23 protein-coding genes and 1 tRNA gene are annotated in these 23949 nt (G+C 43.0%); 4 read left to right on the top strand and 20 right to left on the bottom strand.

Translation table 11 applies throughout. The annotated features are described in order from the left end of the window. The 6 genes from G9X62_RS01600 to G9X62_RS01575 form a co-directional block, all read right to left on the bottom strand. Positions 1–774, bottom strand: a complete 774-nt coding sequence (locus tag G9X62_RS01600; protein ID WP_223131072.1) for a (Fe-S)-binding protein — start codon at positions 772–774, stop codon at positions 1–3. After that, positions 774–1643, bottom strand: coding sequence for a sterol desaturase family protein (locus G9X62_RS01595; protein ID WP_223131071.1), 870 nt, complete (start codon positions 1641–1643; stop codon positions 774–776). Before G9X62_RS01595 ends, G9X62_RS01600 begins: the two co-directional genes overlap by 1 nt. Before the next feature lies 1 nt (position 1644). After that, positions 1645–2634: an alpha/beta hydrolase gene (locus G9X62_RS01590; protein WP_223131070.1), complete on the bottom strand. Its 990-nt coding sequence runs from the start codon at positions 2632–2634 to the stop codon at positions 1645–1647. A gap of 3 nt (positions 2635–2637) precedes the next feature. Then, a complete protein-coding gene (locus tag G9X62_RS01585) occupies positions 2638–3906 on the bottom strand; it encodes a (Fe-S)-binding protein (RefSeq protein ID WP_315857625.1) in 1269 nt (422 codons plus the stop codon). An 81-nt stretch (positions 3907–3987) separates the two neighbouring features. Next, positions 3988–6822 (bottom strand): excinuclease ABC subunit UvrA, encoded by a 2835-nt coding sequence (gene uvrA / locus G9X62_RS01580; RefSeq protein ID WP_223131068.1) that lies wholly within the window; start codon positions 6820–6822, stop codon positions 3988–3990. 83 nt (positions 6823–6905) lie between these two features. Continuing rightward, a complete protein-coding gene (locus G9X62_RS01575; RefSeq protein ID WP_223131067.1) occupies positions 6906–9788 on the bottom strand; it encodes a TonB-dependent receptor in 2883 nt (960 codons plus the stop codon). Positions 9789–10101: 313 nt separating this feature from the next. Here G9X62_RS01575 and G9X62_RS01570 point away from each other — a divergent pair, with 313 nt between their 5' ends. Together G9X62_RS01570 and G9X62_RS01565 are read left to right on the top strand one after the other, a co-directional pair. Continuing rightward, entirely contained in the window at positions 10102–11025 is a 924-nt protein-coding gene (locus G9X62_RS01570) for a DUF3089 domain-containing protein (protein ID WP_261345532.1), read from the top strand. 4 nt (positions 11026–11029) lie between these two features. After that, positions 11030–12091: a mannose-1-phosphate guanylyltransferase gene (locus tag G9X62_RS01565; RefSeq protein ID WP_261345531.1), complete on the top strand. Its 1062-nt coding sequence runs from the start codon at positions 11030–11032 to the stop codon at positions 12089–12091. Here G9X62_RS01565 and G9X62_RS01560 read toward each other — a convergent pair. The 9 genes from G9X62_RS01560 to G9X62_RS01520 all read right to left on the bottom strand — a co-directional run bounded on the left by G9X62_RS01560 (position 12088) and on the right by G9X62_RS01520 (position 19166). Next, the gene (locus G9X62_RS01560; protein WP_261345530.1) at positions 12088–12975 is read right to left on the bottom strand and encodes a MerR family transcriptional regulator; all 888 of its coding nucleotides are present in this window, start codon (positions 12973–12975) and stop codon (positions 12088–12090) included. The two genes, G9X62_RS01565 and G9X62_RS01560, sit on opposite strands and share 4 nt — an antisense overlap. Positions 12976–13000: 25 nt before the next feature. Beyond that, positions 13001–13639: a carotenoid biosynthesis protein gene (locus G9X62_RS01555; protein WP_223131065.1), complete on the bottom strand. Its 639-nt coding sequence runs from the start codon at positions 13637–13639 to the stop codon at positions 13001–13003. 71 nt (positions 13640–13710) lie between these two features. Then, positions 13711–13784 (bottom strand) — tRNA-His (locus G9X62_RS01550). 91 nt (positions 13785–13875) lie between these two features. Continuing rightward, positions 13876–14487 carry a superoxide dismutase gene (locus tag G9X62_RS01545; protein ID WP_130922756.1) on the bottom strand — a complete coding sequence of 204 codons (612 nt, stop codon included), beginning with the start codon at positions 14485–14487 and terminating at the stop codon, positions 13876–13878. A gap of 107 nt (positions 14488–14594) precedes the next feature. Then, complete coding sequence (locus G9X62_RS01540; RefSeq protein ID WP_223131064.1) at positions 14595–15035, bottom strand: nucleoside deaminase; 441 nt, start codon at positions 15033–15035, stop codon at positions 14595–14597. Further along, entirely contained in the window at positions 15032–16123 is a 1092-nt protein-coding gene (gene aroC, locus G9X62_RS01535) for a chorismate synthase (RefSeq protein WP_223131063.1), read from the bottom strand. The genes G9X62_RS01540 and aroC overlap by 4 nt, the downstream gene beginning before the upstream one ends. A 1-nt stretch (position 16124) precedes the next feature. After that, entirely contained in the window at positions 16125–17501 is a 1377-nt protein-coding gene (locus G9X62_RS01530; protein ID WP_223131062.1) for a BatD family protein, read from the bottom strand. A gap of 36 nt (positions 17502–17537) precedes the next feature. Next, positions 17538–18284 (bottom strand): transporter, encoded by a 747-nt coding sequence (locus tag G9X62_RS01525; RefSeq protein ID WP_223131061.1) that lies wholly within the window; start codon positions 18282–18284, stop codon positions 17538–17540. Between the two features lie 36 nt (positions 18285–18320). Beyond that, complete coding sequence (locus G9X62_RS01520; RefSeq protein ID WP_223131060.1) at positions 18321–19166, bottom strand: hypothetical protein; 846 nt, start codon at positions 19164–19166, stop codon at positions 18321–18323. 150 nt (positions 19167–19316) lie between these two features. Between G9X62_RS01520 and G9X62_RS01515 the strand changes: the two genes are divergently transcribed. Beyond that, positions 19317–20144 carry a phytanoyl-CoA dioxygenase family protein gene (locus G9X62_RS01515; RefSeq protein WP_223131059.1) on the top strand — a complete coding sequence of 276 codons (828 nt, stop codon included), beginning with the start codon at positions 19317–19319 and terminating at the stop codon, positions 20142–20144. Between the two features lie 29 nt (positions 20145–20173). Here G9X62_RS01515 and ruvX read toward each other — a convergent pair whose 3' ends face one another. Together ruvX and G9X62_RS01505 are read right to left on the bottom strand one after the other, a co-directional pair. Next, positions 20174–20587, bottom strand: coding sequence for a Holliday junction resolvase RuvX (gene ruvX, locus G9X62_RS01510; protein WP_223131058.1), 414 nt, complete (start codon positions 20585–20587; stop codon positions 20174–20176). Between the two features lies 1 nt (position 20588). Next, positions 20589–21137, bottom strand: coding sequence for a YcxB family protein (locus G9X62_RS01505; protein WP_261345529.1), 549 nt, complete (start codon positions 21135–21137; stop codon positions 20589–20591). Positions 21138–21234: 97 nt separating this feature from the next. Between G9X62_RS01505 and G9X62_RS01500 the strand changes: the two genes are divergently transcribed. Next, positions 21235–21738 carry a phosphoribosyltransferase family protein gene (locus tag G9X62_RS01500; RefSeq protein WP_223131057.1) on the top strand — a complete coding sequence of 168 codons (504 nt, stop codon included), beginning with the start codon at positions 21235–21237 and terminating at the stop codon, positions 21736–21738. Here the strand turns inward: G9X62_RS01500 and G9X62_RS01495 are convergent. From G9X62_RS01495 to G9X62_RS01485, 3 genes are read right to left on the bottom strand one after another with little or no spacing between them, the layout of a single operon-like run. Continuing rightward, positions 21735–22493 carry a shikimate dehydrogenase family protein gene (locus tag G9X62_RS01495; protein WP_223131056.1) on the bottom strand — a complete coding sequence of 253 codons (759 nt, stop codon included), beginning with the start codon at positions 22491–22493 and terminating at the stop codon, positions 21735–21737. The genes G9X62_RS01500 and G9X62_RS01495 overlap by 4 nt on opposite strands. A gap of 1 nt (position 22494) precedes the next feature. Further along, positions 22495–23124, bottom strand: coding sequence for a VTT domain-containing protein (locus G9X62_RS01490; protein WP_223131055.1), 630 nt, complete (start codon positions 23122–23124; stop codon positions 22495–22497). Between the two features lie 5 nt (positions 23125–23129). Then, complete coding sequence (locus tag G9X62_RS01485) at positions 23130–23891, bottom strand: phosphosulfolactate synthase (RefSeq protein ID WP_223131054.1); 762 nt, start codon at positions 23889–23891, stop codon at positions 23130–23132. Positions 23892–23949 lie beyond the last annotated feature (58 nt).

Here is a 23949-nt window from a genome sequence, read left to right as displayed (position 1 = left end):
TTACATGGATTGCTGCACTAACTCAGCTAAATCTACTACTTGGATGTGTTTTTCTTTTCCTACTTTATTCAGGCCGTCTTGGACCATCACCATGCAGAATGGGCACGCTAAGGCCACTTTGCTGACACCAGAATCGACCATTTCTTGGACTCTTTTCACTTGCACGTCCTCGCTGCCCGTTTCCGGCTCTTTGAATACTTGTGCGCCACCCGCTCCACAGCAAAGTCCTTTTGTTCTACAACTTTTCAGCTCGATTAGTTCCTTTTTTAATCCGGAAATTATCTCGCGTGGCGCTTCATAGACCCCATTTCCTCTGCCTAAATAACAAGAATCGTGGTAGGCCACTTGCTCTAAGGAAGAACCGTCAGAAGCTTTAATTTTACCTGAGCCGATTAATTCTGCCAAAAGCTGGCTGTGGTGAATCACTTCATAATTCCCACCTAGGACTGGGTATTCGTTTTTCAAGGTATTAAAACAATGCGGGCAAGCCGTCACGATTTTCTTTACGGCATAGAGGTTCAACACCTCGATGTTAGACATGGCCTGCATTTGAAATAAAAATTCATTCCCTGCGCGACGAGCTGGATCCCCAGTACACGATTCTTCCGTGCCTAGAACGGCAAAGCTGATGCCTACCTTTTGCAAAATCTCCGCAAAGGCCCGGGTCACTTTCTTGTGACGGTCATCAAAAGACCCCGCACAACCTACCCAAAAAAGAAATTCCGGCTGCTCCCCCGCTGCGGCGAATTCAGCCATCGTTTTAATCGTCTCCATTATTTCTTTTGTTGCTCGCGCATTTGCGTAACCGTTAATCGACTTCCATCTTCACTCCAGCCCGGAGGCCCAAAAATATACCCAAACACCGCTTTCATACTTTTTGCGTTGGCTACGTCTTTGACGATTTGAACCCATTCGTAAAATGCAATCTTAGCCGGATTATAGCTCTCAATCTGCTTCGTTAAACCATATTGTGGTCGTTGATTTTCGCTCACAAAAGAACCAAACATCCGATCCCAAATGATCAATACCCCCGCATAATTCGTATCTAAATAATCTAAATCTGTTCCATGGTGAACCCGATGGTGTGACGGGGTATTCAAAATATATTCAAACCAGCGCGGCATCTTGTTAATCAATTCCGTATGAATCCAGTATTGGTATAATAAACTCGTTTGCTGGAAAAACATCACGATAAATGGATGCACCCCGATTAAAGGCAACCAAAGCCAAAAGACAAAACCACCTGAAAGATTACCCGTCCAGGTTTGGCGCAAGGCCGCGGCTAAATTGTACTTAGGCGACGAATGGTGCACCATGTGGGAAGCCCAATAAAAACGGATCTCGTGCGAGATGCGGTGTACCCAATAATACGTTAAATCCTCCCCAAAAAAAGCGAGCACCCAAACGGGCCAGGTTTGGCCTAAATCAAACAATTTCCAATTATTGTAGACATAAAATGAAGCACCAAATGTGATCGCCTTCGTCACAAATCCAATGCCTAAATTCCCTAAACCCAAACCGATCGACGTCATCGAATCCTTTGCCTCCACGTAATCGCGATGCATCTTGTAGACGATATAGGATTCTAAAAGAACGGTAAACAGGAAAAAAGGTACCGCGTATAAAATCAAAGTAGGACCCATCTTAGTTTAGTTTAACCACATCGCGCAAGAAAGCCTCCGACGACGCAATTGGTTTATCCGTTAATTTACCCAGCAGGTTCGACGTAATGACGTGGTTCCCTGAATTAGGAAAAGCTTCTGACTTTTTTAAACTAGCTGGCGTACCTAATTGTTCGAACATCACTTTCATCGCATCTACTGACACCACGTTGTCTTGGTGTTCTTCATCCTTGTAATAATAGCCTAAAAAGACAGGCATCTTCACCTTTTCAAAGACTTCTTTATTCATCGCGTGAGTCAGGAAATTTTGCACTGCCACCACACCTTCCAGACGATAATGCAAACTCCAATTCTCCGCATGTCGTGGCGCCATCACGGGAATATCCCGGTAATCACTACCCGTAATCAAATGGGCCATTTGCAAGCCCCACGGATTATCTAATAAAGTCGCATTGGGATCTTTGATCGCAATGCAAGGCCCATAGAGCATCAAGGCTTTAATTTCTGGATGATTAGCCGCTAAAACGAGCGACATCGCGCCACCGAAGGATGTCCCCAAAACCACCACTTCGTCCCCTAATTTCTTCGCGATCGCATAGTAGTTTTCGACACTTTGGTAATATTCATCTGCTGTCACGGTAGCGTAAGTAGAATCCGAGTCTGGCACCCCGTGACCCGCCACGCGGGCTAACAATAAGTTCGCTCCGAATTTCTTCGCCACCTCACGATGCAAAGGATCTCCTTCCATAGGTGATGCAGAGAAACCGTGCACATACATAAAGACAATTTTAGTCTTTTTAGGCTGAGCTGAATCCGCCCAAACAATGCGCGCCTCATTCCCTGGCTTTAGCACCATCTTCGATTCTTTAAATGCAATGTAGCAATCGATTTGATTGACTGAATCCGGAACATCTGTCCAGCTCGCGCTAGGCGTGAGTACCGGCGCCTCTGGTTTAGGGCCTACGAAATAGGCGCCTATTAATAGTATTATAACAACCAATATTTTTTTCATAGCTTATTCTTTTGCCCAATTCAAACGATCGGCAGGGTTAAATTTCCACGGACTTTGGTTCGTCTCCACATTAGCAAACATCGCATTCCATGCCCCCGGTGCATCCGAAAGCTCCATAATCTGGAAGCGACGCATTTCTAAGATAATATTTAAGGGAGAAAGCTCCATCGGACAAGCTTCCACGCAGGCCTGGCAAGACGTACAAGCGCGTAACTCTTCGGCAGAGATTCGATCAAATAATGATTTACCATCGTCCACAAAAGCTCCTTTATTCGCTTTTAAAATACCACCCACTTCCTCTAATCGATCCCGGGTATCCATCATCATTTTGCGTGGTGACAAGGCTCGACCGGTTTGGTTCGCCGGACATTGCTCCGTGCAACGGCCACATTCCGTACAAGAATAGGCATCTAAAGCGTTCTTCCAAGTTAAATCCATTACGTCTTTGGCACCAAACTTTGCATTCGTTGCAGGCTGCTCCTCCACCGGTTGCCCTAACATCAACTTCACCTCGTGCGTCACCGCAGGCATCTCTGACATCTTTGCAGAGGATTCTAGACTCGAAAAATAGGCAGATGGGAATGCAAAAAAGATATGTAAGTGCTTTGAATAAGTCACATATAAGGCAAATGATAAAATCCCTACGATATGAAACCACCAAGCGGCGCGTTCTAAAACCTGGAGAGCCTCCGTAGATAAGGCAGAGAAAATGCCCACTAACTGTCCCGAAATCACAAAGGATCCCACCGTTTGATAATGCTCCACCCCACGCGTTTGTAACACGGCATCCGCTCCATTCATCGTCCACAAGGCCAGCATTAAAATAACCTCAATGAGAAGTATTTGATAAGCATCCTTTACCGGAAAACCAGCTAACTCTTTGTGATTAGAGGCTTGTAAACGACTGGTGCGAAATACCCCACGACGCAGAAAAAAGAACACACAGGCCACGAAAACTCCCCCCGCCAGGATCTCGAAAAAGTTCATCAATCCGGGGTAGAGTGAGCCTATAAACGGCGCAAAAAGGCGATGAGTACCTAAAATACCATCTAAGATAATTTCGAGAATCTCGATATTAATGAGTACAAATCCGATGTAAATCAGGAAGTGAAAGAAGCCGACAAGGGGCTTATTGAACATTTTCTTTTGACCGAAAGCCAAAAGCGCCATACGTTTAAAACGTTCAGACGGATGGTCCGATAATTCCACTGGACGAGCTAGGCGAATCGTCTGTATGATGAGCGAAAAACGCTGAAAAATCAGGTAAGACATTCCCCCTAAAAGGGTGATAAATAGTATCTGAGGCAAATAGTTCATCGTTGATGTAGAAAGTACATAAATGTACTAAAATTTCTACGATAATTCCTTTTTCAAAAAGCGTCCCGTGTGACTATTTTTTTCTTTAGCAATCTGCTCTGGCGTTCCGCTGGCTATTAATTGTCCTCCTGCGTTTCCGCCCTCAGGACCCATATCGATTAGGTAATCGGCCACCTTGATGACGTCCATATTGTGTTCGATAATCAAGACCGTATTCCCCTTATCCACTAGTTGCTGTAATACATCTAATAATAGACGCACATCTTGAAAGTGCAAGCCCGTCGTAGGTTCATCTAAGACATAAAGCGTCTTACCTGTATCCTTTTTCGAAAGTTCTTCTGCCAGTTTTACGCGTTGTGCCTCACCCCCAGAAAGGGTGGTCGCATGTTGCCCTAAGGTGATATAACCTAAACCAACTTCAGCCAAAGTCTGCACGCGGCGGAAGATACGCGGTTGGTTTTCGAAGAATTCCAAAGCCTGCTCCACCGTCATATCTAACACATCTGAGATCGATTTACCTTTAAAGCGTACTTCTAGAGTCTCGCGGTTAAAACGCTTTCCCTTACACGTTTCGCATTCCACTAATACATCAGGCAAGAACTCCATCTCAATCTTCTTGCGACCCCCTCCCTCACAACCTTCACAACGGCCGCCTTTCACATTGAAACTAAATCGTCCAGCCTTGTATCCACGGATTTTTGATTCCGGTAATTCGCAATAGAGCGTACGAATATCACTGTACATATTCGTATAGGTAGCAGGATTAGAACGAGGCGTGCGGCCAATCGGACTTTGGTCCACTTCGATTACCTTATCGATATTTTCCAAACCAACAATCGACTTATACGGCATCGCATCCCGCTTCGTACGATCGAAATGCTGCTTCAATTTCAACACCAAGGTATCGTGAATCAAGGTCGATTTACCGGATCCTGAAACCCCGGTCACAACCGTCAAAGTCCCTAACGGGAACTTCACCGACACGTTCTTCAAATTATTCCCGGTCGCCCCTTTCAACTCGATACTCAGACCATTGCCTTTGCGACGAACAGCTGGCACCGCAATCTCCAGCGCACCATTCAAATAAGCCGCCGTAGGCGTCTTCAATTTCAAGAACTCGGCTGGTGTACCGGAACCCACCACATTTCCGCCGTGGCGACCCGCGCCCGGACCGATGTCTAAAATATAATCAGACTCCAGCATCATATCCTTGTCGTGTTCCACGACTAAGACCGAATTTCCTAAGTCCCTTAAATCTTTTAAAGCTTGTATTAACTTCTCATTATCGCGCTGGTGCAAACCGATACTTGGCTCATCCATGATGTACAAGACACCCACGAGTTGAGTCCCTATCTGAGTCGCTAAACGAATACGCTGCGCCTCTCCACCAGAAAGACTTTTCATAGGGCGATCGAGTGTCAAATAGGTAAGGCCGATTTGGGTTAAAAAACCTACGCGTTTTCTGATCTCTTTCAAGACCTCTACCCCGATTTGTTGCTGGCGCTCGCTCATCCGCGTTTCTACATCAGCGAACCAAGCCTCCAGTTCGTTGATATCCATTTGAGCTAATTGCCCGATGTGCTTGTCCGCGATCCGGAAATGCAAGGATTCTTTTTTCAAGCGATACCCATCACAATCCGGGCATTTTTTGATGATCATAAAATCCTTCAACCAGTCTTGGGTCTTTTCAGAACCTGACTCTTGTTGGCGTTTCAAGAAGTTTACGATACCATCGTATTTCGTATTCCACTCCGTTCCTTCGTATTTCTTAGACGGCACCGCAACCGGCGCGTCCGAACCATACAACATTAATTCCACGGCCTCCGCTGGGAATTTAGCGATGGGAGTAGATAGACCCACTTTAAAGGGCTTCAATAGCACCTCTAATTGCTTGAATATCCAAAGCTCCCGGTATTCCCCAATCGGAGCAATAGCTCCGCGGATAATGCTTAAGGAACGATCTGGAATGACAGAGTCTTCCGTAATCTCTTCTACTACCCCCAAGCCATTGCAACAAGGGCAGGCGCCATACGGACTGTTAAAAGAGAAGGTATTCGGTGCGGGTTCATCGTAGGACAAACCGGTCGCCGGATCCATTAAGGTCTGGGAGAAGTAATGTAATTTATCCTTGGCATCTAGGACGTAGACTTGCCCTTTGCCTTGGTTCATCGCGGTTTGTAGGCTTTGGGATAAACGCAAGCGTTCGTCTTCTGCCACCACTAAACGATCCACCACTATTTCGATATCGTGTACTTTAAAACGATCGACCTGCATCTTAGGCTCGATGTCCATGATTTCACCATCGATACGCACCTTCGTATATCCCCACTTCGCGATTTGAACGAATAATTCGCGGTAATGTCCTTTACGACCTTTGACTACGGGCGCAAGTAAAACGACTTTGCCTTTGTTGAATTGGGTTAATAAGGTTTCGATGATTTGGTCCACTGATTGCTTGACCATCTTCTCCCCCGAAAGGTAAGAAAACGCCTCTCCTGCGCGGGCGTACAACAGACGCAAGAAATCGTAGATTTCCGTGGTAGTTCCTACCGTAGAACGCGGGTTTTTAGAGGTGGTCTTTTGTTCGATAGAGATCACCGGCGAAAGGCCTTCGATCTTGTCTACATCCGGACGTTCCATGTTTCCTAGAAAAGAACGGGCATAGGCGGAGAACGATTCCATGTACCTTCTTTGGCCCTCTGCATAAATCGTATCAAACGCCAAAGACGATTTGCCCGACCCCGAAATACCCGTCACCACCACGAGCTGATTGCGCGGAATGGAAACGTCAATATTCTTCAAATTGTGCTCGCGTGCACCCAGCACTTGAATGTGGGAAAATCCGGTAGAATCAGACGCTTTTGAAGCCATAGTTTGGGAATCGATCGATCCACAAAGGTACAAAAAAAGAGGCTGCCCTTTTAGGGGCAGCCTCAACATAATTTCAAAAAATCTTATTTGTTCAACAATTCGTCGAAAGTGATGCTCACATAGTACATGCTTCCGATTAATGGGTTACCCCATCCTGTTGTATAAGCAACTCCGCCTAAGTTCGTACCACCTACTTTGATGATTGACTTAATCTCAGATACTTTCTTGCTTACTTGCATATCGAATGTCGAGAACGCAGGAATCATAGACAATTGTTGTTGATTCACTACTTGGTTCACGAATGATGATTGCCAAACAAATTGATCTTGGTATCTCCAAGTCGCATTGAAGCCCCAACCTGAATTACCGATGTTACGGTTTCCTAAAGAAACGTTTGTACGGTAGTTCGGTGTGTTGAAACCTAATTGGTAATCAGCTAATCCACCGTTGTCTTTTACTGCATTGTAAGAAACGTTTGTTCCTAATGCCCAACGATTTCCTAAATCATAGTCGATGCCTAAGCCCCAACCGTTAGTCACTACTTCGTTATCTACGTTAGATGGGAATGAGAAGTAGTTTAATGAACCTGCCAAAGTCGTGCTAGGTTGCGCTACCACTTGACCTGCTGAGAAGTTCGTGAAGTTAGATTGGTAAGCATAGAAATCAACAAACATTTGTGGAGTGATCATTCCTTTGTAACCAAATTCAACTGTTTGAACTTGTTCTGGCTTCCAAGCCTTAGCCTTGTAAGTTACCCACTTCGTAGGATCTGTTTGGTTAGCTAAAATCGACTGTAACGTGTATGAATTACCTGACAATTTGTAACGATCTTGAACTACCGCTAAACCACCTAATAAACGAGCAGATGGAGTTAACAAGTTAATGTATTGATCCTGTGTTGTAGGAATACGGAAACCTGTTTGTAAAGACGCACGGAAGTTAGAAGTTCCTTGAGTCAACACACCAGAAATACGTGGGCTAAATACACCTTCAAAGTTTTCGTTCTTGTCATAACGAAGAGAACCCGTTACTTTCAAGTGATCAGCAAATAATTTCTTAGATGCTTGTGCGTATGCACCGTATTCGTTGATAGAGAACTCGCTACCATCATCTTGCAATGCAAATAAAGTTCCTTCTGAGTTCAAGGCATATTGACGGAAGTTCGCACCTACGATCAATTCTACTTTGTTATTCAATTTCTCAGTTAAGTTATACATACCCTCTAAGTGGTATAAAGCAGACTTATCTGTAAACTTAGCTCCTTGAGGAAGTGGCTTAGCCTTGATTGCATCTACCGCCGCGTTAAACGCTGCTGTTCCTGGCACTAAACGACCTGCATCAGAAGCTGCACGTGCTGTTCCATGGTAGTAAGGGAATGATGATTGTGTACTAGCTACGGCTAAACCTACCGCTGAAGCTGGCGCTACACCTTTCAATAAGTTCGTTTGTAATACGGTTCCAAAGTTTGTCAATGCCAAACCTGCAAAAGTCGAGAAGTATTGAGGATACCAAGCTGTGGATGGCTTAGCTGCTTCGTTTACTAATTGACCTAAAGTACCTGTTGCATACGCATCTCCTGAATTCTCTTGAGTTGTATAGGCACGAACAAAGAAGTTAGAACCTTTTAATTCTGCCTTGTATTGTCCCATGGAGAAATTCTTGATCGAATAACGATCTGCTCCTGTGTACATCGTAGTACCTTGACCATATGATCCTTGTAAGATCAACTCTACTTTATCGTTAAAACGGTAGTGTAAAGCGGCGTTAAATTTGATATTACGGTTTGCATAAGAGGATAAATCACGCTCAGCATAACCTTCACGAGAGATCGCTACGTTAGGAACAATGTATCCTAAGATCGCAGATGGAGTTAATAAACCACCTGTAGCAGCAGAGATCTGATTGATACCTGCAGTCAAAGGATTCGTAGGAACCCCTAATAATGGCTTTAATGAAGTCAACATATTCACGTTTGTCTCATCACCATATACACTCACACCATTGTAAGCTAAATTAGTTCCACGAGAACCAGCTCCTAATACCGTACCGTTCAATAAAGATTGGTCACGTGTATCCGTTGACTGCCAGTCATCAGCTGTCAATTGGTTGAAGTTTAATTTGAAAGCAACTTTGTTGTTGAATGCTTTAGCAAAACGAATCGAGATATCTCCATATGGAGTAGTCGTTTCCGTACGATTGCTCGCATACATCGCTCCTGTTTTCACTTGAGCAGATAATCCTTGGAATAAGAAAGGTGATTTCGAATCCATTAAGATGATACCGTTCATAGCATTAGGACCATATAAAGCAGAAGCTGCTCCTGGCAATAAGTCTACTGATTGTAAATCCAATTCAGAAATACCTACGATATTACCTACAGAGAAGTTCAAACCTGGTGCTTGGTTATCCATACCGTCGATCATTTGAACCACACGTACGTTACCGTTGCTATTAAATCCACGCATACCGATAGACGAGAAAGATACCGATTGTGAACTCACCTCAACTCCTTTAATGTTGCGTAAAGCATCATAGAAAGAAGCAGCAGGTGTTTCACGAATCGCACGTATGTCCATACGTTCTACTGAAACGGGAGATTGCATAACGCTTTCTTCCACACGAGAGGCAGAAACAACCACATCTTGTCCTAGAGTAGCCTGCTCTTTTAAAGCAATTTGAAAATCTGTTTTATTTCCTTTTACCGGAATTTCTTGGCGCTCATAACCTACCATCGAAACGACGATTGTTAATGCTCCAGCTTTGTTCGTTGATAGAGAGAAGTTACCTTTCGCATCTGAAATGGTTCCAGTTACTGCTCCTTTTACGCCGATACTAACACCAATTAATGGCTCTTTAGAATCTGCATCCGTTACCTTACCACCAATTTTAGTCTGAGCAAAAGTGCTTGCACTTAAGAACAGAATAAGCGCTAGGCTAGGTAAAATCTGTTGTATAATTTTTTTCATAATGGGTGTTTTTAATGACACAATTTGTTTTGGATACTCGAATTACAACAAAAATAAAGAAGATTTCATTATTCACCACTATGTTAGTATTAAAAAATTACTAATTTTTCGGAAAATAATTTAATCGTTTATAATCTCGTATTACCGCTCAATCATTTTATTTTAAAAAGGAGGATTAAACTACTAGCTTTGCATATAAATTAAGCCTATGAGAGCTCTTGTCTTTTTGTGTGTCATTTTCCTCAGCGCTTGCGCAAGTCAAACGCCTTATGTACTGAGCACCAGATGGAAAGACGCTCCCCAACCGGCGCCTATGGATTATGCAGACCCAGCCGCTTGGTCAGCTTTACCTTCTCGCTATGACGCGGCGGATTTAGTACCACGCAAGTCCTCATTAAAAGATGAACAGGCGACTGCCAAAGCCGATGTCTTCTTCATTCACCCCACCATATTTACCTATAAACCAGAAAACGAATATGTTTGGAATGCTTCGATGACAGATCAAGCCTTGAATACGCGCACGGACAGTTCAACGATTTTGAATCAAGCTACTGCCTTTAATGCTGCCGGGCGAATTTTCGCACCCCGTTACCGCCAGGCACATTACCAAGCTTTTGTCACCCAGTATAAAGAAGATAAAGAAGCTGCCTTGGACTTAGCCTATTCCGATGTGAAAAGAGCCTTCGACTATTATTTAGCACATGAAAACAAAGGGAGACCGATTATCATCGCTAGCCACAGCCAAGGTACGGTACACGCTACGCGTTTGATGAAAGAGTATTTTGACGGGAAAGAATTAGGAAAGCAACTGGTGGCAGCTTATATCATCGGAATCGCGACTCCTAAAAATACCTTCACAAACATTCCCGTTTGTACTTCCCCTACTCAAACGGGATGTTTCGTAGCCTACACGTCCTTTTTGCAAGGTTATTTACCCCCTTGGCATCCAGGTACGGTGACTGAATTAGCTTCCGTTAATCCATTAACGTGGTCTACGGATGAGAATTTTGCCTCGAAAGAAAAGAATATCGGTGGTGTATCCTATGGATTTAAATATGTAAAAGAGTTTGCAGATGCCCAAAACCATTTGGGAGTCTTGTGGACGAATACCCCGTATGTTCCTGGTCGCGCTTTTGTGAAGTTGAAAAACTGGCACAAGGCTGACATTAATTTATTTTACCAAAATATTAGAGAAAACGCTGTGCAACGAGTACAAACGTTTCTTAGCCAAAAATAACACTATGCCTAATTGCCTTGTCATTATGGCGGGAGGAATCGGAACCCGGTTTTGGCCCATCTCCAGAAGTAATTATCCGAAACAATTTCACGACGTTTTAGGCGTGGGAAAAACCATGCTTCAGCAAACCGCTGAACGCTTTGAGGGAATTGTAGCTCCAGAAAATATGTACGTGGTTACCAGCGAGGAATTCGCAGGTATCGTGCAAGAGCAATTACCTTTCTTGAGCCCGGATCAAATCCTAAAAGAGCCTAATCGCAAAAATACAGCTCCTTGCATCGCTTATGCGGCCTACAAGATCAGTAAAAAGCATCCAAAAGCAAAGATGATCGTAGCTCCTGCAGATCATGTCATTTTAAAAGAGGAGGCCTTTAAAGCACGGGTTAATGAAGCGCTAGAAGCGGCCAAAGAACCGGTATTAGTTACGTTAGGAATTGTACCTACGCGCCCAGACACGGGTTACGGATACATCCAATACCAAGAATCAGCGGAAACGGCAAAAACCGTAAAGACCTTCACGGAGAAACCCAATTTAGAATTAGCCGAGGCATTTTTAGAGAGCGGGGACTACGTATGGAACGCTGGCCTTTTCGTTTTCTCCATTCCTACTTTCAAGCACGAATTAACTAAGCACCTTTCACGCCTTGCGGAACAGTTCGAAGAAGGACGTGCCTTCTATTATACCGAAGAAGAGCCTGAATTCATTCGCAAAGTATATGCGGTTTGCAAAAGCATCTCGATGGATAATGGAGTAATGGAAAAAGCGCGCGATGTGAAAGTTATTTTAGCCGATATAGGCTGGTCGGACTTAGGCACTTGGAAATCCTTGCACGAGATTAACGAAAAGGATGAACTCCAAAATGCGGTGGATGCGAACGTGATGCTTTATGAAACCAAAGATTGCATCATCAAAGCCCCTAAAGATAAATTAGTGGTCATTCACGGCTTATCGAATTATATCGTAGCGGAACACGGAAATGTATTAATGATTTGCCCTAAAGACCAGGAGCAGCAAGTAAAGCAATTTGTGGAAGATGCAACGAAGCTAGATCCTAACTTCAGTTAGGATTCAATTACCTCGATTAAGGTAGTGAAATCACCAATCAGCTGAATGCGCGCCGGAACTGGTTCTGCAGAATGCAACACGTTGTATCCAGTCAACATAATTTTCGCATCAGGAAGCATCTTGTCTAATTCAGCGACATAAGCGGGTAAAATATCCTGAGACGGTTCAGTCGTAAATACACTGAATACATAATCTGGTTGATGTATTTCGTAGGCCAAACACAATTCATCAAAAGGAAGCGATTGACCTAAATAGACCGCAGAATGCTGGCGGGCACGAATTAAATAACTCGCAAAAAGCAAACCAATTTCATGTAATTCCCCTTCTGGAAGATACAACAAGAACTTCTTTGCATCCGGTTTAGGTTTCGCCATTTGAGAGTCTATGGCGGCAATGATTTTTTGACGAATTAAATGGGTAATAAAGTGCTCCTGAGCGGGCCCTACCGAACCGGAAAGCCATAAAGTGCCTAATCGGGTTAAAAACGGATAAATCACCTTCAGCATAAAGTTCTCAAAACCATATGCGTCCGTTATCGTTTTCGCCAATACTTGGAAACGGTACTCATCCAAGTCCATCATAGCCACCGTAATGGCTTGAATATGCTCCGGATAATCTAATTCGCCACCTGAAAGCTGAAGGATTTTCTCTGAAATTTCAGATTCCGTTAATTCGGCGATCTTGGAAATTTTGATTCCACCCTTGTTTTGAAGGGTCGCAATATTTAAAATACGCTTTAAATCGATGTCAGAATAGGTACGAATACCTGTCTCCGTTCGAACTGGATTAAGCAAATGGTAACGCTGCTCCCAAATACGGATGGTATGGGCCTTGATACCACTGAAATTCTCTAAATCCTTAATTGAATATACATTCATCTTCATCGTAACACCCGAGTTCAGAAAATGTTTAGAAATTAAATTGTAAAAGTAGCCAATGCCCTAAAAAGAATAAAAATTGTAGCGCAGCAATTAATCTAAATAGGCTTGATTTGGATGGGAAGGGGGTATTTTGATAGGCTAAATGAAAAACAAAAGAGGCAAACCACCAAGCCACAAAGTTTTGTGCAGGCACCTGAACCCCAGCCCAAGTCCAAAAATCAAAATGCACCGCTACTGGCTCTATCAAGAAATCCAAGGCAGTCATCAAACCTGCTCCTATCGCCGCTTTACTTATTTTCCCCGCGATATTCCACTCTTCCACTAATGCACTTGTCGCAAGAACCAAAACTAACCAATTCAAACCGATCGTGATGGGCACCTTGATTAATTGGAAACCTAGTGTTTTCCCATAGCTGTAGACTCCGAAAATTTGACCGGTCCTCACTCCCTGCACCTCTAAATACCAAGCTGCAATGGCTAATAGCCCTAAAAATACATACGCTTGAAACGAAGGCTTGGGAAAATAAACCACACAGATAAAGGCCGTAAACCAAAGTGTCAAGGGCACCAAAGAGGTAAATAAGGCAGCTGTAGCAGGTAAATGCATTCCGAATAATCCGGCTGCATATAATACGACTAGAAAACGTTTTAGAAATACTGGATTCATGCGATGATTTTCTAAACAAATGTACAGAAAATTAACAAAAAATGCCCCAGTATTTCTACTGAGGCATTTTGGGCGGATGATGGGATTCGAACCCACTACCCCTGGTACCACAAACCAGTGCTCTAACCGAGTGAGCTACAACCGCCATTTGGGACTGCAAAAATACGCAAAGCTTCCAATATTGCAAAAGAAAGCCGAAAAAAACGGGAGAATTTTCATTCCCCCGTCCTAATCAATTATTTCTGAGCTGCTTGGTAACGCGCTTCCGCTTTGTTCCAATCAACTACACTCCAGAAAGCGTCGATGTAATCTGGACGCTTGTTTTGGAATTTCAAATAGTAAGCGTGCTCCCAAACATCTAATCCGATTACGGGGAAGCCTTTTACGTCAGCTACATCCATTAATGGATTGTCTTGGTTAGGCGTGCTTGAAACCGCTACCGAACCATCTTTTTGAGCAACTAACCACGCCCAGCCTGAACCGAAACGCGTTAAACCTGCTTTCTTGAACTCTTCTTTGAAGGCATCAAAAGAACCAAATTTTGCATCGATTGCTTTCGCTAAAGTACCCACAGGAGCACCACCGCCGTTTGGCGATAAGATATTCCAGAATAAATCGTGGTTAAAGTGACCACCACCGTTGTTACGAACCGCAGGAGATAAGGTAGAGATAGAAGTGAATAATTCTTCTAAAGACTTTCCTTCTAACTCCGTTCCAGCTACCGCTGCGTTCAAATTCGTCACGTAAGCGTTATGGTGACGATCGTGGTGAATTTCCATCGTTAATGCATCGAAATGCGGTTCTAACGCATTATTTGCATACGGCAAAGGGGCTAATGTAAATGACATATGTAGTATAATTTAAATGGTGTTATAAATGGTAAATGGTGAATGGTAAATGGTGGATGATGGAGGCGTTTCATTGACCATTCACCATTTACCACCTACCATTTAATTTAGCGTCGCATCGAAAAGAACTCCTTTAATAGTTGTTCTGATTCGGTTGCCAAAACCCCTCCAACAATCTCTGTCTTCGGGTGTAAAATGCCTGTTCCTAGTTTTTCAAAACCGCGCTTCTCTTCTGAAGCACCGTACACTAAACGCCCTAATTGCGACCAATAAATGGCCCCTGCGCACATTAGACAAGGTTCCAAAGTCACATAAAGCGTGCAATCTTTCAAATATTTGGCGCCAATCGTTTGGGCGGCAGAGGTAATCGCAATCATCTCTGCATGAGCCGTTACATCGGTCAAAATTTCCGTTTGGTTGTAGGCCTTTGCCACAATTTTACCTTGGCAAACTACGACTGCACCTACTGGAATTTCTTCGTCTTCTAAAGCCCGCTCCGCTTGTTTCAGCGCGAGGCTCATATAATATTCATCCTCGTTTGGAATCATAAAACGTCTGATAATTTTGTCAAGCGATTACGTAAATAGAAATCTAACAATACAATCGCTGACATTGCCTCCACGATAGGTACGGCGCGTGGCACCACACAAGGATCGTGACGACCTTTGCCTGATACAACAATTTTTTCTCCAGAATTGTTCAAACTATCCTGATCTTGCATAATCGTAGCCACTGGCTTGAATCCAACTCGAAAATAGATAGGCTCTCCATTAGAGATACCCCCTTGAATTCCACCTGAATGATTCGTTACTGTACTTACTTTGCCTGCTTCGTCTTTGACAATAATATCGTTGTGCTGAGATCCGCGAAGTTCAACTCCATCAAATCCAGAACCATATTCAAAGCCTTTTACGGCATTGATGCTTAACATCGCTTTGCCTAATTCCGCGTGCAATTTATCGAAAACAGGTTCGCCTAAACCCACCGGGCAGCCTGTAATATAAGCAGAAACGACGCCCCCTACCGAATCCCCTTGCTTGCGGATATCGTCGATGTAAGTGAACATTTCTTCTGCTAATGCAGTATCAGGGCAACGCACAGCGTTTGTTTCTGCAACTGCTAAATCCAGTTGCTCTACGGGCGTTGTTAATTTTAAAGTTCCCACTTGAGAAACGTAGGCGGTAATTTTTACGCCTAATTGTTTTAATACTAATTTGGCCAAAGCCCCTGCAGCCACCCGCGCCACCGTTTCTCTTGCCGAGCTACGGCCGCCTCCACGGTAATCGCGAACTCCATACTTTTCTTGGTAGGTAAAATCGGCATGGGAAGGGCGGAATTGATCTGCAATGTGTGAATAATCTTTCGAGCGTTGGTCTCCATTCCAAACGAGCATCGCAATAGGTGTACCTGTCGTTTTTCCTTCAAAAACGCCGGAAACTACTTCCACTGAATCCGCTTCTTTACGTTGCGTTGTAATACGCGATTGACCCGGTTTGCGGCGATCTAATTCCGATTGAATGAATTCCATATCGAAATTAACTCCCGCTGGACAACCCGTTACGACCACACCTACCGCAGCACCGTGTGACTCTCCGAACGTACTAATTTGAAATATTTTACCGTATATACTGCCCATACTATTTTCTTTTGGCCTTAATTATCAAAATGACAAGCCAGAGTAAAACCAGCCCTAAAAAAGCATTAAAAATCTGTTTCCAATCAATCCATCGATAGCCAATCACCCTCTCAGCGGCTAATTTCTCTAATCCTCGGTACAACAACATCGTTTCCGACTGCGTATTCAACTCGCGATCCGAGGGTTGACCACTCACGGTCAAAATCGCTTCTGAACGCAAGGTATCATATGTAGCAGTCCGGGTGTTAAAGTAGATCCAATTAAAATAGGATTTCAATGCAAATTTACCCGGTTGCGATGGAATAATCAGTATTTTCTCCGTTTTATTGCCTAACATTTTGTCGCCATACGGATAAACGGAACTTTGAGTCCCTAAAGGAGAGAAATTCAGGAAGTAATCTGACTCCACTAATTTAGCATCCCAAAGAATACTATTTCCATCTCCTATGACACTGGACACATAGACGACAGAGTCACCCGTCTGCACTTGATTTCTTGTTAAGCTTTCGACAAGGCGAAAATCCCCCACGGGTACCTTCCCTTTCAAAGGATGATTAGGCAATTCCTTGGGGGAAATAACGATGGGTTTTGAACTGAAAACAACCTTCTCTGTATTTTTAAGCAGCTGAAGACTTAAGGATGGAATGATGATCTTCTTCGCATCTAGAGCAAAATAGGAAGATTGAAAAAAGCGATACTCCGTATATTTTTTATTCTTGTAAACCACCTTCGAAACTTTCACTTCTTGTAGTCCAAAACTCTCTTCCCAGCAATTTTTAGGCCTCAATTTTTGAATCAGGGCAGGTATTTGAATGTCATTTCGGTCAAAACTATAGCGAGTTGAATTATCGTCCGGGATAAACAAAGAGAATTTCAGGGTAAATCCTTGACCAACGAAGGGTTGAGTCTGAGTAGAGGTAAGGGCTAGAAAAACAGAGTTTTGTCCTTTGAAAAGTTCTTCAATTTGGGCTTTAGTTTCCTCTATCACCTCCTCTTTTTGTTCTGAGGCACTGACTTGCAGGGCAAATCCATCCATCTTTAACGATTGCTGATTCACAATGATTTCAGCCGATGGAATCAGTAAGGTTCCTGTGGCGGAAGCTTGATAATATTGAGAAAACGTGAAAGAATAAACCGGCTCACCGTTTTGAATATCGGTAGCTTTCGAACGTGAAACACCTAACTTTCGAAGGCCCGGAAGTTCAGGGAATTTATAGGTAGGAGTTTCAACGCTGGCATTCGTGGATTTGAGCACAAAGGATAAAGAGAAATTCTCTTCCAGCGTAATGGCTTTCTCACCCAAGAGCAAGGTGGCCTGAGCACACAAGTCCGTGAAGCAGAGTAAAAAGACCCCGAAGAAAAAGAAAATCCGTCTCATTGCTGCAATTTAAGAAATCCTAGTCCAACGACCGCATTATCGAATAACTCGAAAGCGAAAAGATAGTCCGACAGCGATATAATGATCTTCGGGATGCAAAAAACTTTGGCCGGCAGAAACATCTAATTTCACATCCTCATTCACATAATAAGCAAAACCGGCATCATAAGAATGGTCCGCAAATTCTGACGCAGGAAATCGCCCAAAAACCTCCACATAGGCATAGCCCTTCTTACCAATCAACATGTTAGGAGCTACCCGGTAAATGCCTTCAAAAGAGCCGTTCGAATGCATTTCTGTTCCTATGTTATAGCCTATTCCATAGTGCTCATTGAAATCATTCTGCATGGTAAATACGACATCTCCTATCGAATGGCCCCGTAGGTTTTTCTCCGAAAAATCACGGTTTTGGTGATCCCAATTATAATGTACTATGACTGAGGTTCGTGGTTTCCAACTTGAATGCTGAATTCCAGAAGGCTGAAATAAGGCCCATTTTAATCCAATCGCTTCGGTTTGAAAACGCGTTTCTTTTCCTGGTTCCTGCCCTAAAACAGAGACGTAGCGCAATTCGAATCGCTTACTTAAGCCATATTTCAATAAAGAGGTAGGGAAAAGGTATTCCGATGTAGATCGATTGAAGCCTAATTCTGCTTGTATATACCCCTTTTTCACAATGAAGGGGCATTCCGTCTGGTCTGGGCGATCTGTTTCTATACGTCCTTCACTTTGCGCCAAAGCGCTTACCGAAATGAACAATAGCAGTAGGATTCGTGTGAACATACACGAAGATAGTATTTTTTAGCCTAGTCTAAAAAATTATTTAGAAGAACCTTTTATAGTAAAACCTAAAGCCCCGTAAAATTCAAGAAAATAGATGGATTGTTCCGCGTGATCTACCGAGCGACCTGTCGTATGGATATCCCACAACTTCGTTGCTCCGGTTTTGATCGTCGTTTCAAAGAACAATAATTTTGAGAAATTAAACTTCAACCCTGTCTTCAAAGAAGCTCCGCCCCCTGCTAGGTTCCAGAAGTTGTTTTGGCCTACCCCGAAAACATGCACATCTGAACGTGGAACCAGTGCGCCCACACCCACACCTTGCATCCAATCGATCGCAAAACGACTCTTAGGACTTTGGTATACCGGATTATAGTGTTCCAGTTCTACAGAAGCATAATTATAGCCATCTGTGTGTTCTAAGTGAACGAACTTGTTCGGATCTAATACTAAGGGTGTTTGATTGAATGTGCCTACATAAGCTGGATCTACCGCAATCGCCGGAGTAGAAGTCTGCGGATTGATAAAGCCATTCACTTTCACCGTTTGGCCATCTGTCATTACGTATTTCATATGATCCCAACCGATGCTGATGGAAAGATTATCCTTAATGAAATACCCTGCATGGAAATTAAACTGTGGAATGGACAACAAACCGGGATCTACATAGGTCTTAAACTCGCTAAGTGGTGTAGGGAAATCCAATGCCTGAGCATCTAATAAGGTAAAATCATATCCCGGCCCTACAAAACGAATATCCGAATTCGCATAAGAAGAACGATTATAGCCCCACGTGATATAATAGGATCCTTTTTTATTCGTTTGTTGAGAAAAGGCAGAAAGGCTTGCCAAACTAAGCAAAGCGATAAATAGGATTTTTTTCATGATTAAATCTTAAATTCAAGCTGCAAAGTTCGGCATTTTTTAACGCTTTTATATACCAAAAACTTGATTTTCATCAGAAATCAAGAACACAATAACTATTATTCGTACAGATTGCCGTAAATTGCATCCCGAATTCATTACCATTACCTTATGAGAAAACCATCTGCGAAATTTGAATACAAAACCTTCACGTTAGGAGAAAAACTAACGGAAGAGCAGAAAGAATACTTCAAGAAGTATGGAGTAATTCAATTTAAGAAGTTTATTGAGCCTGAAACAGCGGAACTTTTCATTTCGGAATTAGCGAAAATTGAAAAGCAATGGCTAGCAGAAGGCATTGAAAAGGTAAAAGGAATTCCTTTAAAGTTTGGTAAAGACCACGAAGGAAATCCGATGATTCAGCGCATGTGCTTTACGAATCAGTTTAGCCCTGTGTTAGCTGAATTAATCAGAGATCCACGCTTGCAGTTACTCATCGAATTGTTAGCTCCATACGAAGGTAGAATCAGTGAGGACGAAAAAGATGGATTGGTTTTCAATCATTACATTAATGAACCTAATTCGAAGTTCAGCCAAATGGGCTGGCATACCGATAGCCCACGTGATTTATTCTTAGGACAAAAAATCCTTCCGATGTTAAACGTGGGAATTCACTTAGACAATTGCCCTTCTTCGAATGGCGGTCTACGTGTACTTCCAGGCACACATACACAAGGGGTGTTGAAATTATTGTTCGGGAAGAAGCAATTCATCGATCACAAACCAGATCCAAGAGAAGCGGCATTCGAAATCGAACGTGGTGATTTAACCATACATGATGGCCGCTTATGGCACCGCGTGGAGGTTTCTCCTAACGTGGGTGAAAAATCCCGTCGCCGCGTGATGTATGTTCCTATCATTACCGGAAAATACAAACCGAAAACGGATCAAAGTAAGACTCCATTCTACCACCGTTTTGCAAAGGTGGTAACGAAATAAAAAAGCGGCTCTTCCAAGGGCCGCTTTTTTTATGATTTAGATTCTAAATAGGATTGCAATATGATCGTGGCCGAGACCCGATCGACGGTTCCTTTCTCTCTTCTATCCTTCTTCGACATTCCTCCAGCTATCATCGCCTGCATGGCTAGCTTAGACGTGAAGCGTTCATCGTGTTCTTCCAAAGGAATCAAGGGAAATTTCTTGCGAAAGCTTTTGATAAAAATGCGAACCCCGGCGGTGGAATCCGTATCAGTGTTGTCAAGATTTTTAGGCATTCCAATCACTACTTGGTCGACCGTTTCTTTCGCGAAATAGGTTTGCAAAAATGCTAACAGGGTATGGGTAGGAACCGTGTCTAAACCGTTTGCAATAATCTGCAAAGGATCTGTCACTGCGATGCCCGTCCGTTTTAAACCAAAATCAATCGCTAGAATGCGCCCCATCTTAGGAATTTAAATACCCCTTGTCGCGCAAAATCTTATCGAGTAATTTCTTGTCATTATCGTTATTAAACACGCTGAATGGCAAGTGTAGGAATTGGTATTTACCCATCTCAAGAACGTAGGCGTCCTTGTCTTTGTAAGCGCCCAAAATCATATCCCATTTGATCATTCCTCCTTCTTTGTCAGAAAGCTTCATGAAGATTTGGCGACTATCGATTTCGTAGCGGTATTTATCAAACAATTGCTTGTATTGCGCTAATTGCGTGATTCCAGTAAACTGAATTAACCAAAAAAGAATATATCCAATCACAGCGATGGCAATGAAAATGTAGATCCAGTAGTTTTTATACGTCCCCGTTAAGTTCAAGGCCACATTCCCTAATACAAGAGCCAAAGGAATAAATGCAAACTTCCATTGGTTAGAGAAAAGCTGACGCATGCATAAACCCACAAACTTGTTTTTTTCTAATGCAAATTTCTTCGTTTTAATTGCTAATGGATTCGAAGGTGCTTGCATTTGGCGCTGTTGAGCCCCGTACATTTTAGACATATGAAATGATTTTTAAACGCTAATTAAGCCGTAAAGGTACGAAAATTGGATAATTTTGGTAATTTTAAAGCGTACTATTTGAATTAAAGCAATCCCTATGTCAGCCAAACAAGTTCTTGATGGCCCTGCCCTCCTCCAAAAAATCCGTAGAATTGCCTTTCAAATCTATGAGAATAACTTCGAAGAGTCCGAAATTGTTATAGCGGGAATTGTAGGTGAGGGCTTCGCTTTCGCCGAACTATTATGCGAAGAGATCAAAAGCATCTCAAAAATCAACGCTATTCCGGTTAAAATTGATTTGAATAAAGAACATCCGTACGAGCGCCCAGTAAAATTCGAAGGTGGAACAGATGCCTTAGAGAACAAAGTAATCATCGTAGTAGATGATGTTCTGAACACAGGTCGCACCTTCTCTTATAGCTTAGCGCCATTCTTGAGCATGCACGTAAAACGCATTCAAGTAGCCGTCATCGTAGATCGAAACTACAAGCGTTTCCCTATTTCTGCGGATTACAAAGGATACGAACTTTCTACGACGCTCTCTGAGCACGTCCAAGTGATCTTAAGTGATTCTGCGAAAAGAGGCGTTTATTTAGCTTAGTTTTTTTGCCAAATTTCCCAAGCCTTATCGGCCTGTCCCTGTAACATCTCCAATCCGGCATAGATGCCTCCCACTTTATGTTCAAGACCCGCTTTCAAAAAAGCAGTCTCTAATGGGTTGTAGACGATATCGTACAAATAATGTTGCTTGTTCAGCAATTCGTAGGGGATAGGCGGTTTATCATCCACCTTCGGAAACATTCCTAACGGCGTCGTATTCACGATCAAACCGATTTCTTCCATCAACTCAGGCATTTGTTCGTAAGTGATCGTTTCATCCGAAGCTTGACGAGAAACCTTGATGACCTCGAACCCCATATCCTCTAAGGCTACGATGATTGCCTTCGCTGCGCCTCCTTGACCTAAAACACAGGCCTTTAGAGACCCGAAGTTTTTGAATTTGTCCCAAAACTCCACCGTCGTACGAAAACCCCAATAATCGGTATTATAACCACGGGTATAACCGTCAGCGGCAATTTTGATCGTATTGACGGCGCCTATTTGGGCCGCAGCTAGATCGATCTCATCGAGCAAAGGCATCACCAATTGCTTGTAAGGAATGGTCACATTCAGCCCTTTCAGATTCGGATTCGCCGCTAGAATGGCTTTGAACTCGTCAATGCTTGGAATAGGAAATTGTTCGTAAGCGTGTGTTTCTGAAAGACCCAGCTTTTCGAATTTTTCGGTAAAATACGCTTTGGAAAAAGAATGAACTAGTGGATAACCAATCAGACCATATAAGTGCGAGATAGCCATCTTATTTGCGTTTTGAAATCAATCCCCAAACAATAGGCAGAACAGAAACTCCAACGATTCCTAAAACAACTTTCTCAAAATTTGCCTTCACAAACTCATTCTCGCCCAAGAAATAACCAGCTGCAGAAATACTGCTTACCCAGAGGGTCGCCCCTAAAAAGCCGTACAATAAATAGACCGGATAAGACATGCGTCCCGCGCCTGCCACAAAAGGCGCTACGGTACGAACAATCGGGATAAAGCGAGCTAGTATAACTGTTTTAGGGCCATATTTGGCATAAAACGCCTCTGTCTCTTCTATGTGCTTCCGCTTCAGGAATAAAACCTGTTCGCGTTCTCGAATGAGATTGCTAAAGTATTTACCAATAAAATAATTCACTTGATCCCCTAAAAGTGCGGCGCTAATTAAAAGAGGAATCACGGTCCCAAGCGACAATTCGCCACTGGCAGCGGCTAATAAACCCACCGAAAACAATAAGGAATCGCCAGGTAAGAAAGGCATCACCACCAGTCCCGTTTCCACAAATACAATCAGAAACAAAAGACCATAGGTCAATGCACCGTGAGCGGCAATAAATTCCGACAAAAAGGTCAAAGGATCCTTTAAAAGATCTAATAAAAGCTGCAGCATCCGAACTATTTCGTTAAGAAGTGGTCAAACGTATCGCCACGTAATCCTAAACGAATCGTTTCTAAAGAAATAACTTCCTGTGGTGCAATATTTCCTACGTTTACGTTCGCTCCTACTAGTTTCACGAACCAAACTTGTTGCGACTTTTGCGGCGCCTCCCAGATGATTTTCTCTTCTGGAATCTCCGTTAAAATCTCTTCTACTAAGCCTTGACGAACTTCACCAGAGGACCGGAATAAACCCACATTTCCTCCTTCACGCGCCTCACCGATTACCTTCCAAGCACCAGCTTCTAATTCCATGCGCATTAATTTAATCCACTTATAAGGAGGAATAATTTTTGCCTCATCTTTAGAACCCACCTCAGAAAGTACAGTCACTTGAGACGCTAACGTACGAATTAATTCACATTTGATATCTGATTCCATCTCGATCGAACCATCCGAAACTTCGGCATATTCCATTCCGTATTCATCTAAAACACGACGGTAATCATCAAATTGACCACGGATGTAAAAGGCTTCAAATAAGGTTCCTCCAAAATAAACCGGAATTCCTGCCGACTTATACAAGGCTAATTTATCTTTCAAATTAGGCGTTACAAAGGAGGTAGCCCAACCTAATTTTACGATATCGGTGTAATCAGCGCCAGTCTCTAAGAAATCTTCTACTTGACGCAGACTTAGTCCTTTATCCATCACCATCGTTAACCCTTTTTGACGTGGTTTAGCCGTGCGGTCTGGAATTTGATTTAAATGATAATTCATATAGTTTATTAATGGATTGGTACGGTTTTGTGCCAAATATCTACAAAAATAAGCATTC

Origin of the sequence: Aquirufa lenticrescens (assembly GCF_019916085.1) — a bacterium.
GTDB classification, from domain to species: Bacteria; Bacteroidota; Bacteroidia; order Cytophagales; family Spirosomataceae; genus Aquirufa; species Aquirufa lenticrescens.
The sequence above is the reverse complement of the archived record's forward strand: the minus strand, read 5'-3'. Positions and strand labels throughout refer to the sequence as shown.

Excerpts from the sequence above, each read along its gene's own strand:
- G9X62_RS01525 (WP_223131061.1), bottom strand. The coding sequence starts at position 18,284 with ATGTTCACACGAATCCTACTGCTATTGTTCATTTCGGTAAGCGCTTTG.
- G9X62_RS01545 (WP_130922756.1), bottom strand. The coding sequence starts at position 14,487 with ATGTCATTTACATTAGCCCCTTTGCCGTATGCAAATAATGCGTTAGAA.
- G9X62_RS01560 (WP_261345530.1), bottom strand. The coding sequence starts at position 12,975 with ATGAAGATGAATGTATATTCAATTAAGGATTTAGAGAATTTCAGTGGT.
- G9X62_RS01540 (WP_223131064.1), bottom strand. The coding sequence starts at position 15,035 with ATGATTCCAAACGAGGATGAATATTATATGAGCCTCGCGCTGAAACAA.
- G9X62_RS01575 (WP_223131067.1), bottom strand. The coding sequence starts at position 9,788 with ATGAAAAAAATTATACAACAGATTTTACCTAGCCTAGCGCTTATTCTG.
- G9X62_RS01530 (WP_223131062.1), bottom strand. The coding sequence starts at position 17,501 with ATGAGACGGATTTTCTTTTTCTTCGGGGTCTTTTTACTCTGCTTCACG.
- G9X62_RS01555 (WP_223131065.1), bottom strand. The coding sequence starts at position 13,639 with ATGAATCCAGTATTTCTAAAACGTTTTCTAGTCGTATTATATGCAGCC.
- G9X62_RS01585 (WP_315857625.1), bottom strand. The coding sequence starts at position 3,906 with ATGTCTTACCTGATTTTTCAGCGTTTTTCGCTCATCATACAGACGATT.
- G9X62_RS01570 (WP_261345532.1), top strand. The coding sequence starts at position 10,102 with ATGGATTATGCAGACCCAGCCGCTTGGTCAGCTTTACCTTCTCGCTAT.
- G9X62_RS01565 (WP_261345531.1), top strand. The coding sequence starts at position 11,030 with ATGCCTAATTGCCTTGTCATTATGGCGGGAGGAATCGGAACCCGGTTT.
- G9X62_RS01505 (WP_261345529.1), bottom strand. The coding sequence starts at position 21,137 with ATGTCTAAAATGTACGGGGCTCAACAGCGCCAAATGCAAGCACCTTCG.
- G9X62_RS01485 (WP_223131054.1), bottom strand. The coding sequence starts at position 23,891 with ATGAATTATCATTTAAATCAAATTCCAGACCGCACGGCTAAACCACGT.
- G9X62_RS01490 (WP_223131055.1), bottom strand. The coding sequence starts at position 23,124 with ATGCTGCAGCTTTTATTAGATCTTTTAAAGGATCCTTTGACCTTTTTG.
- G9X62_RS01500 (WP_223131057.1), top strand. The coding sequence starts at position 21,235 with ATGTCAGCCAAACAAGTTCTTGATGGCCCTGCCCTCCTCCAAAAAATC.
- G9X62_RS01590 (WP_223131070.1), bottom strand. The coding sequence starts at position 2,634 with ATGAAAAAAATATTGGTTGTTATAATACTATTAATAGGCGCCTATTTC.
- G9X62_RS01595 (WP_223131071.1), bottom strand. The coding sequence starts at position 1,643 with ATGGGTCCTACTTTGATTTTATACGCGGTACCTTTTTTCCTGTTTACC.
- G9X62_RS01600 (WP_223131072.1), bottom strand. The coding sequence starts at position 774 with ATGGAGACGATTAAAACGATGGCTGAATTCGCCGCAGCGGGGGAGCAG.
- ruvX (WP_223131058.1), bottom strand. The coding sequence starts at position 20,587 with ATGGGGCGCATTCTAGCGATTGATTTTGGTTTAAAACGGACGGGCATC.
- G9X62_RS01495 (WP_223131056.1), bottom strand. The coding sequence starts at position 22,493 with ATGGCTATCTCGCACTTATATGGTCTGATTGGTTATCCACTAGTTCAT.
- G9X62_RS01515 (WP_223131059.1), top strand. The coding sequence starts at position 19,317 with ATGAGAAAACCATCTGCGAAATTTGAATACAAAACCTTCACGTTAGGA.
- aroC (WP_223131063.1), bottom strand. The coding sequence starts at position 16,123 with ATGGGCAGTATATACGGTAAAATATTTCAAATTAGTACGTTCGGAGAG.
- uvrA (WP_223131068.1), bottom strand. The coding sequence starts at position 6,822 with ATGGCTTCAAAAGCGTCTGATTCTACCGGATTTTCCCACATTCAAGTG.
- G9X62_RS01520 (WP_223131060.1), bottom strand. The coding sequence starts at position 19,166 with ATGAAAAAAATCCTATTTATCGCTTTGCTTAGTTTGGCAAGCCTTTCT.